The following is a 13474-nucleotide window of genomic DNA, read 5'->3' as shown; positions in this document are numbered from 1 at the left end:
TTTTTTTCGTGCATAATAGGAATAGTTTGGTTTTAACTCGAGTTTAGTTACTTTCACATATAAATGATTTAATCCAATACAGGTTTAGGTAAACTAAGCCTCTAAGTGAAGATTCAGAGAGGGGTTTAATAAATGGGACAGGAAAAACATACGTATTCATTTGACTGGGCCGGCCGTAATGTAACGGTAGAGATAGGGCAATTAGCCAAACAAGCGAACGGGGCAGTTTTAGTCCGTTATGGAGAAACTGCTGTATTAAGTACTGCGACAGCTTCGAAGGAACCTAGAAATGTTGACTTCTTCCCTTTGACAGTCAACTACGAAGAAAGACTTTATGCAGTCGGTAAAATTCCGGGAGGCTTCATCAAACGTGAAGGACGACCGAGTGAAAGGGCAATTCTTGCAAGCCGTTTAATCGATCGTCCAATCCGTCCGCTTTTCGCCGATGGCTTCAGGAACGATGTTCAGATCATCAGCATGGTCATGAGTGTCGATCAAGATTGCTCTACGGAAATGGCAGCCATGCTAGGTTCTTCCCTTGCACTTTCAGTTTCCGATATTCCGTTCGAAGGTCCGATTGCTGGAGTTGTAGTGGGGAGAATCAATAATGAATTCATTATTAACCCTACTGTTGACCAATTAGCTAAAAGTGACATCAATCTGACGGTTGCCGGCACTAAAGATGCCATCAACATGGTTGAAGCCGGAGCGAATGAAGTACCAGAGGAAACAATGCTTGAAGCAATCATGTTCGGACATGATGAAATCAAGAAGATCATTGCATTCCAAGAGAAAATCGTTGCTGAAATCGGCAAGGAAAAAATGCAGGTCACTTTATACCAAGTGGATGCTGAACTGGAAGCAGAAGTGAAAGGCCTATGTGAAGCAGACTTGAACAAAGCTGTACAAGTTCAGGAAAAACATGCTCGTGAAGACGCGATCAAAGCAGTAAAAGATCGTGTATTGGTTCATTATGAAGAAGAAACTGATGAAGAAAAATTAAAGCAAATTAAAGAAATCCTTAATAAATTGGTTAAATCCGAAGTCCGCCGTTTGATCACGGAAGAAAAAGTGCGCCCGGATGGCCGTAATCCTGACGAAATCAGACCATTATCATCTGAAGTCACCATTCTGCCCCGTACACATGGTTCCGGATTGTTCACACGCGGACAAACCCAAGCATTATCCATCTGTACATTAGGTGCACTTGGTGATGTGCAGATTCTGGACGGACTTGGGACCGAAGAGTCAAAACGTTTTATGCATCACTATAATTTCCCGCATTTCAGTGTAGGTGAAACTGGTCCTATCCGTGGGGCAGGACGCCGTGAAATCGGTCACGGTGCACTTGGTGAAAGAGCATTGGAGCCTGTCATTCCAAACGATAAAGACTTCCCATATACAATCAGACTTGTATCTGAAGTCCTTGAATCGAACGGATCAACATCACAAGCAAGTATCTGTGCAAGCACTTTGGCAATGATGGATGCCGGAGTTCCATTGAAAGCTCCAGTTGCCGGTATTGCCATGGGCCTAGTCAAATCAGGTGAGCACTATACAATCTTAACGGATATTCAAGGTATGGAAGATCATCTGGGAGACATGGACTTTAAAGTCGCAGGGACTTCAAAAGGTGTTACTGCCCTACAAATGGATATTAAGATTGAAGGACTTTCAAGAGAGATTCTTGAAGAAGCTTTACTTCAAGCCAAACATGGCCGGATGCACATTTTGGAATCAATGATGTCAACGATCAATCAACCGCGTGAGCAGTTATCCAAATATGCTCCAAAAATCGTTACAATGTCCATAAATCCGGATAAGATCCGTGATGTCATTGGACCGAGCGGAAAACATATCAACAAAATCATTGAAGAAACTGGCGTGAAAATCGACATCGAACAAGATGGAACGGTATTCATATCTTCTACTGATGAACCAATGATTCAAAAAGCGAAGAAAATCATTGAAGATATCGTACGTGAAGTCGTAGTGGGCGAACTATACTTAGGTAAAGTTAAACGTATCGAAAAGTTCGGTGCCTTCGTTGAAATCTTCAATGGTAAAGACGGTTTGGTACATATTTCTGAACTGGCTGAAGAAAGAGTCGGAAAAGTGGAAGATGTCGTTTCACTTGGCGATGAATTATTGGTCAAAGTCACTGAGATCGATAAGCAAGGAAGGGTTAACCTTTCCCGTAAAGCAGTCTTGAAAGAGCAAAAAGAGGCAGCCAACCCTTCTCAATCGTAATGAAAAATAGAAATCCGGCATGCGATTCCTTGTGAATCTGCATGCTTTTTTTGTTTAAAGGTATTGGAATATCGATGGGGAGAATGGCGTCAAAAGGATGTCATGTTCTACCTTGTCCGTTTTCTTCATACATTTTGGTATGAAGGGGGCGTAAAAAATGAATAATAAATGGAAGCAGATAGTTGCGATAAGTGCCATTGCAGGTATATCATGGTTATTAGTGCAAAATCCATATACACAAATTTATTTGACCCAATTAACCGATGATTCAGTTGCTTCTATGAAGCAAGAAGACGAGCTTCTTTTACAAATAAAAGAATCAACAAAAAAATATGAGATTGCACCACAGGATGCACGAATAGATTCTGTTTGGAAAACCGTTCCTGCATATAACGGCCTGAAGGTAAATATTGATGATTCGTATAAAGCCATGAAGAAGGAGGGCGTGTTCGATAAGAATAAGCTGGTATTTCAGCAGGTCCCTGCAAAGATACATATGGAGGATCTGGAGCCGGCGCCCATTTACCGGGCCCATCCCGAAAAGCCAGTGGTATCATTTTTAATCAATGTGGCCTGGGGGAATGAATACCTACAAGATATGTTGGCCGTGTTAAAAAAGAATAATGTTAAGGCCACGTTTTTCCTTGAAGGTAATTGGACCAAGAAAAATCCAGAATTGGCCAAGATGATTAAGGATGGCGGGCACGAAATTGGAAATCATTCTTATTCACATCCAGATATGAAAAACATATCCGCACAAGCTACACGTGAGGAAATTCGAAAAACGAATGAAGTCATTGAAGCTGTGACAGGTTTGAAAATGAAATGGTTCGCACCGCCAAGTGGAAGCTACCGGGATGAAACGGTGAAAATCGCGGATTCTTTCGGTATGGAGACCGCCATGTGGAGTGTGGATACGATCGACTGGCAAAAGCCAAGCCCTGAAGTCCTTCAACAAAGAGTGCTTTCTAAGGTACACCCTGGAGCATTTATATTGATGCATCCGACTGAATCTACAGCAAAATCATTGGAAACGTTAATAATTGAAATAAAAAAGAAAGATTTAGATGTTGTTACCGTTTCGGAAGCAGTAGATGAAGAGCGATCGAATCCATAATGTATTGGTAACGATAGCAGCATAGAATGATTGGGAGGAATGTTAGTTGATTAAGAAATACACGTGTCAAAATGGAGTTAGGATTGTATTGGAAAATATTCCAACTGTACGTTCAGCGGCAATTGGAGTATGGATCAAAACAGGTTCAAGAAATGAAACGCCAGAATTGAATGGGGTTTCACATTTTCTGGAGCATATGTTCTTTAAAGGGACAACTAAGAGAAATGCGCGTGAAATTGCCGAATCGTTCGATAGTATCGGTGGACAGGTGAATGCATTCACTTCAAAAGAATATACATGCTATTATGCTAAAGTAATGGATAACCATGCAAGCTATGCGCTTGAAATCTTGGCTGATATGTTCTTCAACTCAACATTTGATGGGGAAGAATTGAAAAAAGAAAAAAATGTCGTCTATGAAGAAATAAAAATGTACGAAGACACACCAGATGATATTGTCCATGACCTCTTAAGCAAGGCTGTATATGAAAATCACCCCCTTGGTTATCCAATACTAGGGACGGAAAATACGCTTGAAACCTTCAATAGTGATACATTAAAAAAATACGTCCATGACATGTATACACCCGATAAGGTAGTCGTGTCCATTGCTGGGAATGTGGATGAAAAATTGATCAAGGAAGTCGAAAGCTACTTTGGCTCGTATCAAGGAGGGGAAGACCGTCTTGAATTGGTCAAACCTTCCTTTCACGAAAATAGGATCACCCGTAAAAAAGATACGGAACAAGCCCACTTATGCCTTGGTTACAACGGATTGGAAATCGGCAATGATAAAACATACAGCCTGATTACCTTGAATAATATCCTTGGGGGAAGCATGAGCAGCCGTCTATTCCAGGACGTCAGGGAGCAGCGCGGCCTTGCCTATTCCGTTTACTCATATCATTCCAGCTATCAAGATAGCGGTATGGTGACAGTATATGGGGGGACAGGCACAAATCAGCTTGACAGCCTGTATGAAACCATTCAGGAAACATTGGATACTTTAAAAAGGGATGGCATTACGGAAAAGGAATTACGGAATAGCAAAGAGCAACTTAAAGGAAGCTTGATGCTCAGCCTTGAAAGCACGAATAGCCGCATGAGCCGGAACGGAAAAAATGAGCTTATGTTGGGTGAGCACCGTTCCCTTGATGATATCATCATCAAGATTGACGAAGTGACTGAGGATACCGTCAATGAATTGGCAAATCAAATCTTTACGGAACATTCCTTGTCATTAGTGAGCCCGCTGGAAAATTGGGACAAATAATATCGAACAAGTCTGAACCTTCATTAACGGGAGGTCAGGCTTTTTTTCTTTGAATGCGGGAGTGTCCAGTGTTATGGACAATATTTGGTTAAATGCCTTCTAAGTTTACCTTTTTCGGATATAGATTGAATAGAAGACGAAAAAGGGGGAACCAAAATTGAGGTTAAGCGAACTGAGCGGTAAGGAAATAGTCGATGTGAATAGGGCGGAAAGATTAGGAATCCTTGGTCAGACGGATTTGGAAATAGATGAAACTGGACAAATTACCTCGTTGATCATTCCATCTGTCAAATGGTTCGGCCTTTTAAGGAATGGCAGTGAAATAAGAGTGCCATGGGAACATATAAAAAAAATCGGTGCGGATATGGTCATCATTGATTTTCAGGAAGGACTTTCGCTTAAAGACGGAGAGCATATGGACGGATAATGACGCTCGCTTCATACTCCTTGGAACTTTTCGAAATGCACTCTCGAAAACGCCTTAGCTGGCAATAGCTATGGCGTTTTTTCTTTTCTTATCACCGTTTTTTAAGTAAAAACATAAGATGGCAGGGTAACTAGAGAATGTAGCAAAAACCGAATTGCTTCCTGAAGGAATTGTATCATGGGGCAAGGAATGTTAAGGATCTTTTATATAAAGAAGGTGACGGTTTTAATGCTTACAGGCATGCAAATCGCTGTAATCGGTGGAGATGCGCGTCAGCTTGAAGTTGTCCGTAAACTGACAGAGCTTGATGCAAAGCTATTATTGGTAGGTTTTGAACAGCTCGACCATGCTTTTACCGGAGCTGTTAAGGAAAAAATGGAAGATATAAACTTCAAGGAATTAGATTCAGTTATTTTACCTGTCCGGGGTACGGATTCAGATGGGAAAGTAGAAACGATCTTTTCCAGTGAAGAGGTTGTTTTGACTGAAGAAATGATAAAAAATACCCCGGAACATTGCACTTTTTATGCAGGAATCAGTAACGATTACCTTGATGAGATATTCAAGAAGGTGGATCGCAAACTTGTTCTATTGTTCGAACGTGATGATGTCGCTATTTATAATTCGATTCCCACTGTTGAGGGTGCGATCATGATGGCCATTCAACATACGGATTTTACTATCCATGGATCAAATGTAGCCGTTCTAGGACTGGGAAGGGTCGGTATGAGTGTAGCCCGGTCATTCCAGGCACTTGGGGCAAAAGTAAAGGTGGGCGCAAGAAAAAGCGAAGATATAGCAAGGATCAGTGAAATGGCATTAGCCCCTTTTCATTTAAATGATCTTGCTGCAGAAATGAAAAATGTTGATATATGTATCAATACGATCCCTTTTCCTATAATTACCGCAAAAGTCATCGCTAATATGCCCGTTCATACATTAATCATCGACCTTGCTTCAAAACCGGGGGGGACGGATTTTCGTTACGCTGAAAAAAGGGGAATTAAGGCGCTGTTGGCACCGAGCCTGCCGGGGATAGTCGCCCCGAAAACAGCTGGTCAGATATTAGCGAATGCACTGGGACTATTGATTCAAGGCGAGTTCTTGAAAAGGAAGGGGAAAATGATATGAGTCTCAAAGGTAAACGGATTGGTTTCGGATTAACAGGATCACATTGCACATATGATGAAGTGTTTCCGGAAATAGAAAAACTTGTAAATGAAGGGGCGGAAGTCATCCCAATCGTAACATCGACTGTTCAAAACACGGAAACCCGTTTTGGAAAGGGCGAAGACTGGGTCGAAAGAATAGAAAAATTGACGGGGAATCACGTCGTTGATACAATCGTCAAAGCGGAGCCTTTAGGACCTAAATTGCCACTCGATTGTATGGTGATCGCTCCTTTAACGGGTAACTCAATGAGTAAAATGGCAAATGCACTTACCGATTCGCCTGTACTTATGGCTGCAAAAGCGACGATGAGGAATCACCGTCCAGTCGTGGTCGCGATATCAACAAATGATGCACTTGGGTTAAATGGTGTCAATCTAATGAGGCTGATGGCAGCAAAAGATATTTATTTTGTTCCATATGGCCAGGATAATCCCACAGGCAAACCAAGTTCCATGGTTGCAAGGATGAGCATGATAAGGGATACGATCATATCGGCACTGGAGAGGGAACAGATTCAACCTGTCATCGTCGAAAGGTTCAAGGATGATTTAGCCTGAACAAGTTTTTGCCACGGATCTGCTTTCAACGACTGACATATATGCATAAATTTGTGGGTTGAAGTTATAAAAAACCACTCCACTACCAGAATATTTTGTTAAAGTCCGACCCTTTGGAATGTTAATGTGATAAAATAAATGATATTCTGAACTAGAAGTAATGAATCCAACAAATAACTAATTTAAGAGATAGAAAAGGAGTATGTATAAATGACTGAGACACAGGGATTGCGTATTGCAGTTGTGGGAGCAACTGGAGCAGTAGGACAACAAATGATTTCAACACTCGAACAAAGGGACTTACCGATTAAGAAAATCATCTTTTTATCATCGGCTCGTTCCGCAGGCATCAAACTTACGTTTAAGGGCGAAGAAATCGAAGTGCAGGAAGCAAAACCTGAAAGCTTTGAAGGCATCGATATCGCTTTATTCAGTGCTGGAGGAAGCGTGTCTAAGGAATTGGCTCCAGAAGCAGTGAAACGCGGTGCGATAGTGGTGGATAATACGAGCGCTTTCCGCATGGATGAAAATGTGCCGCTAGTCGTTCCTGAAGTAAATGAAGAAGACTTGAAGCAGCATAATGGGATCATTGCAAACCCGAATTGTTCAACTATCCAAATGGTTGTGGCATTAGAGCCTATCCGCCAGACATATGGCTTATCAAAAATTGTCGTTTCTACCTACCAGGCTGTTTCTGGTGCAGGTGCAGCAGCGATAAATGAATTAAAGGAACAGGCTCGCGACTTGCTTGATGAAAAAGAGATCGATCCGAAAATATTACCGGTAAAAGGGGACGAAAAGCATTATCAAATCGCATTTAACGTCATTCCCCAAATCGATAAATTCCAAGATAATGGGTACACATTCGAAGAGATGAAAATGATTAATGAAACAAAGAAAATCATGCATATGCAAGACCTGCCAGTGGCTGCAACTTGCGTGAGGCTTCCTGTTGTAACAGGTCATTCGGAATCTGTATACATTGAAGTTGAAAAAGAAGGCATAGCGGCTTCTCAAATCAAGGATTTAATGAGAACGGCACCTGGAATAGTGTTGGAAGACGAACCGGAACAACAAGTTTACCCAACACCTGCTTCATCCGTCGGCAAGAATGATGTATTCGTCGGTCGAATTCGCAAAGATTTGGATGAAGATAAAGGCTTCCATTTATGGGTGGTTTCCGATAATCTATTAAAAGGTGCAGCTTGGAATTCCGTTCAAATTGCTGAAAGCCTTTTGAAATTAGGTTTGGTTACCGTTAAGTAATAATTTATTCTTAATGAACTCGACAGAAAAATAAATTCCAATAGGATAGAGAGTTTTTGTCAGCTTCCCGGATCGGGGAGCTGGCTTATATTTGGGGTGCATATTATGAAAATTATCGTCCAGAAATACGGTGGGACATCCGTTCGTGATGAGGAAAGCCGTTCATTTGCCAAGGGGCATATCGAAAAAGCGATTAAAGAAGGATATAAAGTGGTGGTTGTGGTTTCAGCAATGGGAAGAAAAGGGGATCCTTATGCAACGGATACCTTACTTTCCCTTGTAAATGGAGCCAAAGCCAGCCTTTCAAAGCGAGAACAGGATTTACTTATGTCTGTCGGAGAAACGATATCATCTGTAGTATTTACTAACATGCTCTTGGAACATGGTATTGATGCGGTTGCTTATACTGGAGCTCAAGCAGGATTCATGACGAATACCGACTATTCCAGTGCGAAAATAATCGAAATGAAATGCGATCGCCTCATGAAAGAACTTGAGGTGAAGGATGTTGTCGTTGTAGCAGGCTTCCAGGGAGCTGCTAAAAATGGTGATATCACGACCATCGGCCGTGGTGGAAGTGATACTTCAGCAGCTGCATTAGGTGCCGCATTGCAAGCTGAACGGGTCGATATTTTTACGGATGTGGAAGGGATCATGACAGCAGATCCGCGGATTGCCGATCAAGCTCGTCCATTATCAATCGTTTCATATACGGAAGTTTGCAACATGGCATATCAAGGGGCGAAGGTCATTCATCCGAGAGCTGTTGAAATTGCGATGCAGGCGAAAGTCCCGATTCGGATAAGGTCAACATACAGCGAAGGTTTGGGAACCCTTGTTACAGGCGTGAACAAGGGAAGCCAGGGCAGTGACATACGTGAAAGGCTTGTGACCGGGATTGCCCATGTACCAAAGATCACTCAAATCAAGGTCCGTGCGAAAAAAGATCAATATAATCTACAGGCTGAAGTTTTCAAAGCGATGGCAAATGCCTCCATTTCAGTTGACTTTATAAATATATATCCAAGTGGTGTAGTTTATACCGTATCGGAAGAGATGACAGAACTTGCCCTCTCGATTTTGGCCGAGCTTGGTCATGAACCGGTCATTGAAAGGAATTGTGCCAAGGTATCGGTAGTCGGTGCAGGCATCAATGGAGTACCTGGCGTGGCAGCGAAGATTGTCACAGCGCTTTCCGAAAAGGAAATTGCCATTCTCCAGTCAGCGGACAGCCATACGACAATTTGGGTACTCGTAAAAGAAGAAGATTTAATAGAAGCCGTTAATTCCCTGCACTATGCATTTCAATTGCATGAAGGGGAAGTCCAATAATCAGGTTTTTTATTAAGTAATGTTTTAAAAATTAAAGAGGTGTTAGATGATGATATTTGGTAGAGTATCAACCGCGATGGTCACCCCTTTCGATAGCAAGGGAAATATTGATTTTCAAAAGACGACTTCATTGGTTAATTACTTATTAACGAATGGAACCGATTCGCTTGTGCTGTCGGGAACGACAGGGGAATCTCCAACTTTATCTTCGGAGGAGAAAATCGCGTTATTGCGTCATGTTTCTAAGGTTGTTGAAAAACGCGTGCCCATCATCATGGGTACAGGAAGCAACAATACGTATGCTTCCATCGAGTTGACAAAAAAGGCGGAACAAAATGGCGCCGATGCGATAATGCTGGTTGCCCCATATTATAGTAAAACGAATCAAGAAGGGCTGTACCAGCATTTTAAGGCTATTGCAGCCAGTACGAAGCTCCCTGTTATGGTATATAATATCCCTGGGAGGGCTTCAGTTAACATTGAACCGGAAACGATCATCCGCCTTTCGAAAATTCCTAATATCGTAGCCGTTAAGGAAGCGAGCGGGGATTTAAACGCTATGACCCAAATCATAGCCGGCACGGATGAAGATTTTGCATTATATAGCGGGGACGATGCTTTAACACTACCGGTGTTGGCGATTGGTGGAGTGGGTGTAGTATCTGTTGCTTCACATATTGCTGGCAAGGAGCTGCAGAAAATAGTGGAGGCCTTCATCAGTGGGAACTTGAAAGAGGCAGCCCGGCTGCATCAGGAACTGTTACCGCTTATAAAAGGTTTGTTTGCAGCGCCAAGCCCTGCACCTGTCAAAACAGCTCTTCAGTTATATGGAATTGACGTTGGATCGGTGAGACTCCCAATCGTGCCATTGACGGAGCAGGAACGCCTGGCATTAACCATGGTATTAAAAAAATAAAAAGACACGGAACAAGCTGATCGTTGAAGATTGGCTTGTTTTTACATAATGATGTATATGAACGGGATATACTTTCCGATTTCGGGATGATAGTATTGGAATTTTTTATGATCAATTGAAACATCTCTTACATAATAGGTTGTTTTTTTGAATTATATGAAAAAGTACCTCTGAAAATGGTAAGTGTTGTCATGTTTTTTGAACATCGGTTATAATGAAATCATTGGGAAATTATGAACGGGATTTTTTAAGGAGGATATTCGATTGGGTAAAGATAAAAATAATGGAATAAAAGTGATTTCTCTTGGAGGACAAGGGGAGCTTGGTAAAAATATGTACGTCGTTGAGGTGAACGAGGACATCTATCTTCTTGATGCAGGATTAATGCTGCCGGAAGACGAAATGCTTGGAATCGATGCGGTCATCCCAGATATTTCTTATTTGATGGATAATAAGGAACGGGTGCAGGGGATATTCATTACCCATGGTCATGAAGACCATATGGGAGCGCTTGCTTATGTCTTGAAATATTTACCGGCTCCTGTTTATGGAACTAAGCTTACACTTGCTTTAATCAAAACGAAATTAAAGGAAGATGGCTTTAACGGCAGGGCAACTTTCACTGAAATCGATTCGGATTCCCTTTTAAGTTTCCCTCAAGCAGCCGTGTCCTTTTTCCGGACTAACCATAGCATTCCCGATTCTGTCGGAGTCGTGATCCACACTCGTGAAGGTGCAATCGTTTATACAGGGGATTTCAAATTCGACCAGGCAGCAACGGATCTATATAAACCGGAAATCGGTAAGATGGCCAGTATCGGTGAAGAAGGTGTCCTATGCCTGCTTTCGGATAGCACCGGTGCCGAGAGGCCAGGTTATACGACTTCAGAAGCAGTTGTGGCCAAAGATATTACAGAGGCTTTCCATGCTGCCTCCGGAAGGATCATCGTTGCGTGCTTCGCTTCGAACATCAACCGGATTCAACATGTTTTCAATGCAGCCGCGGCAAGTCGCAGAAAAGTGGCAGTTGTAGGAAAAAGCCTGCAACGCGTTTATGAAACAGCCTTGAATCTTGGTTACTTAAAGGTCGAAGAAGAGCTAATAATCCCGATTAATGAAATTGGCCAGTATGACGACCGTGAAATCGTCGTGTTATCGACAGGTCATCAGGGCGAACCCATTGCAGCACTTCAAAAAATGGCAAAGCAGACCCACAAGCAGGTAACGATCAAAAAGGGAGATACCGTTTTGATCAGTGCATCACCCCTGCAGGGCGGTGAACTTATTTTATCCAAAACCGTCGATTTGCTATACAGGGTAGGTGCTGAAGTGGTATCTGCCAATAAATATAAAGTGCATGTAACAGGGCATGGCAGCCAGGAAGAGCTAAAAATGATGATCAATTTGATGAATCCTAAATTCTTAATCCCTGTACATGGGGAATATCGCCATTTATATGCCCATCAAAAAGTTGGGGTTGCTGCGGGAATTAAGCGTGAAAACATCATAATTGCCGAAAAAGGGGATGTCATCGAACTTAAGGGCAATAAAATGGGGCTTTCCGGCAAAGTCTCTGCAGGAAATATCTTGATAGATGGCAGCGGCGTTGGAGATGTGGGTAATATCGTTCTTCGTGATCGGCGCTTGTTATCACAAGATGGCATTTTGATTGTAGTTGTCACGTTGAACCGTCAGGATAAAAGCATTGCAGCAGGCCCTGAAATCATTTCAAGGGGCTTCGTATATGTTCGCGAATCAGAAAAAATGATTGCGGAAGCAACTGAAATAGTAAGTGAAATCGTAAAGAAAAATGGGTCGCGCCAGCCTTTTGATTGGTCCACGCTGAAGCAGGAAATGCGTGATGCGTTAAACCAATTCTTCTATGAAAAAACGAAACGCCGCCCAATGATTTTACCGATCATAATGGAATATTAAGTAAGGAACCCCTGATTTGAACAGTCAGGGGTTCTTTTTTCTGACTCTTATATCTTGAAGAATGAAGTCCGAGGCTCGAGACATAATAAAGCTATAGGCTAAAAGAGAAAGGGGTTGGCATAGTGGATAATGCACCATTACCAAATGAAAATGAAGGCAAGCAGGAAGGTAAGAATTCAACTTTAATCGAAAAGATCCAGCAGCTGGGGGCTACTAATGTTCCGCAACTATCTCAAGACTCAAAAATCCATTGTTTGACGATCATTGGACAAATTGAAGGACATATGCAGCTGCCGCCTCAAAATAAAACGACCAAATATGAACATGTTATTCCGCAAATTGTGGCAATTGAACAAAATCCCAATATAGAGGGGCTGCTTGTCATATTAAATACAGTCGGAGGAGATGTCGAAGCGGGACTGGCAATCGCAGAAATGCTGGCTTCCCTATCAAAGCCATCCGTCTCGATTGTACTTGGGGGAGGGCACTCGATCGGTGTGCCGATTGCGGTTTCGTGTGACCATAGCTATATTGCAGAAACAGCAACGATGACGATTCATCCGATTCGTTTGACGGGACTAGTCATTGGCGTGCCTCAAACCTTTGAATACTTGGATAAAATGCAGGAAAGAGTGATTAAATTTGTTACGCGCCACTCCAACGTTACGGAAGAAAGTTTTAAGGATTTAATGTTTGCCAAAGGAAACTTGACACGTGATATCGGTACGAATGTTATCGGGGCCGAGGCAGTTGAAATCGGTATGATCGATGATGTAGGAGGAGTGGGCCAGGCCATGAGAAAACTAAATAGCTTCATGGAAGAAAGAAGGCCAAAAATTGCCGGGGAAGAGGAGGGGCTTCTGCAATGACGCTTTATACGATCGTTCCTGAAGAAATAATTTTCCCTCATCACCATGAGAAGACGGCAAATTTAATAGAAATGATCTACAATGGTGTACATGTGATGGTTGAACATGACGGTGGCCGTACGTTTCGCATTGATCGAATCGTCAGCACCGATCCTGAAGATTATATGAATGTACACATTCAGCCGGGAGCTGTCATAAATGTGTTCGAACATATGAACCATTAGTAGATACGACTAACTGAGGTAAATTATGATATACTGGAATGAAAATCAGCAGCCGCTTGGCTGCTTTATTCATTATATGGGAAAAATGTCCGCCTAAAGAATGAATGGTATATATATCAAGGACAGGGTCATATT

12 protein-coding genes are annotated in these 13474 nt (G+C 42.2%); all 12 read left to right on the top strand.

Annotated features, from left to right (window positions below; translation table 11 throughout):
- The first annotated feature begins 132 nt into the window (after positions 1-132).
- The 12 genes from pnp (at position 133) to OTG27_RS08140 (ending at position 13339) form a co-directional block, all read left to right on the top strand.
- Entirely contained in the window at positions 133-2250 is a 2118-nt protein-coding gene (gene pnp / locus OTG27_RS08195) for a polyribonucleotide nucleotidyltransferase (RefSeq protein ID WP_034313594.1), read from the top strand.
- 157 nt (positions 2251-2407) lie between these two features.
- A complete protein-coding gene (locus OTG27_RS08190) occupies positions 2408-3367 on the top strand; it encodes a polysaccharide deacetylase family protein (protein WP_268936693.1) in 960 nt (319 codons plus the stop codon).
- Positions 3368-3413: 46 nt separating this feature from the next.
- Positions 3414-4640 carry a M16 family metallopeptidase gene (locus OTG27_RS08185; RefSeq protein WP_053534388.1) on the top strand — a complete coding sequence of 409 codons (1227 nt, stop codon included), beginning with the start codon at positions 3414-3416 and terminating at the stop codon, positions 4638-4640.
- A gap of 157 nt (positions 4641-4797) precedes the next feature.
- Positions 4798-5067 carry a YlmC/YmxH family sporulation protein gene (locus OTG27_RS08180; RefSeq protein ID WP_048684753.1) on the top strand — a complete coding sequence of 90 codons (270 nt, stop codon included), beginning with the start codon at positions 4798-4800 and terminating at the stop codon, positions 5065-5067.
- Between the two features lie 228 nt (positions 5068-5295).
- Positions 5296-6198, top strand: coding sequence for a dipicolinic acid synthetase subunit A (gene dpaA, locus OTG27_RS08175; RefSeq protein ID WP_048684752.1), 903 nt, complete (start codon positions 5296-5298; stop codon positions 6196-6198).
- Complete coding sequence (locus OTG27_RS08170; protein ID WP_034313581.1) at positions 6195-6797, top strand: dipicolinate synthase subunit B; 603 nt, start codon at positions 6195-6197, stop codon at positions 6795-6797. Before dpaA ends, OTG27_RS08170 begins: the two co-directional genes overlap by 4 nt.
- Positions 6798-7007: 210 nt before the next feature.
- The gene (gene asd / locus OTG27_RS08165) at positions 7008-8063 is read left to right on the top strand and encodes an aspartate-semialdehyde dehydrogenase (protein ID WP_053534389.1); all 1056 of its coding nucleotides are present in this window, start codon (positions 7008-7010) and stop codon (positions 8061-8063) included.
- A gap of 105 nt (positions 8064-8168) precedes the next feature.
- Positions 8169-9395 carry an aspartate kinase gene (dapG, locus tag OTG27_RS08160; protein WP_034313576.1) on the top strand — a complete coding sequence of 409 codons (1227 nt, stop codon included), beginning with the start codon at positions 8169-8171 and terminating at the stop codon, positions 9393-9395.
- Positions 9396-9441: 46 nt separating this feature from the next.
- On the top strand, positions 9442-10311 hold the full coding sequence (gene dapA / locus OTG27_RS08155; RefSeq protein ID WP_268936692.1) for a 4-hydroxy-tetrahydrodipicolinate synthase: 870 nt from the start codon (positions 9442-9444) through the stop codon (positions 10309-10311).
- Between the two features lie 264 nt (positions 10312-10575).
- Positions 10576-12246 carry a ribonuclease J gene (locus OTG27_RS08150; protein ID WP_054396876.1) on the top strand — a complete coding sequence of 557 codons (1671 nt, stop codon included), beginning with the start codon at positions 10576-10578 and terminating at the stop codon, positions 12244-12246.
- A 122-nt stretch (positions 12247-12368) separates the two neighbouring features.
- On the top strand, positions 12369-13115 hold the full coding sequence (locus tag OTG27_RS08145; protein WP_034313566.1) for a ClpP family protease: 747 nt from the start codon (positions 12369-12371) through the stop codon (positions 13113-13115).
- Positions 13112-13339: a YlzJ-like family protein gene (locus tag OTG27_RS08140; protein WP_034313564.1), complete on the top strand. Its 228-nt coding sequence runs from the start codon at positions 13112-13114 to the stop codon at positions 13337-13339. The genes OTG27_RS08145 and OTG27_RS08140 overlap by 4 nt, the downstream gene beginning before the upstream one ends.
- Positions 13340-13474 lie beyond the last annotated feature (135 nt).

Origin of the sequence: Peribacillus sp. AS_2, from assembly GCF_026891895.1 — a bacterium.
GTDB classification, from domain to species: Bacteria; Bacillota; Bacilli; order Bacillales; family DSM-1321; genus Peribacillus; species Peribacillus frigoritolerans.
Note: the sequence above shows the minus strand (reverse complement) of the source record. Positions and strands in the feature narration are given on the sequence as shown.

Excerpts from the sequence above, each read along its gene's own strand:
- dapG (WP_034313576.1), top strand. The coding sequence starts at position 8,169 with ATGAAAATTATCGTCCAGAAATACGGTGGGACATCCGTTCGTGATGAG.
- dapA (WP_268936692.1), top strand. The coding sequence starts at position 9,442 with ATGATGATATTTGGTAGAGTATCAACCGCGATGGTCACCCCTTTCGAT.
- dpaA (WP_048684752.1), top strand. The coding sequence starts at position 5,296 with ATGCTTACAGGCATGCAAATCGCTGTAATCGGTGGAGATGCGCGTCAG.
- asd (WP_053534389.1), top strand. The coding sequence starts at position 7,008 with ATGACTGAGACACAGGGATTGCGTATTGCAGTTGTGGGAGCAACTGGA.
- OTG27_RS08190 (WP_268936693.1), top strand. The coding sequence starts at position 2,408 with ATGAATAATAAATGGAAGCAGATAGTTGCGATAAGTGCCATTGCAGGT.
- OTG27_RS08140 (WP_034313564.1), top strand. The coding sequence starts at position 13,112 with ATGACGCTTTATACGATCGTTCCTGAAGAAATAATTTTCCCTCATCAC.
- OTG27_RS08170 (WP_034313581.1), top strand. The coding sequence starts at position 6,195 with ATGAGTCTCAAAGGTAAACGGATTGGTTTCGGATTAACAGGATCACAT.
- pnp (WP_034313594.1), top strand. The coding sequence starts at position 133 with ATGGGACAGGAAAAACATACGTATTCATTTGACTGGGCCGGCCGTAAT.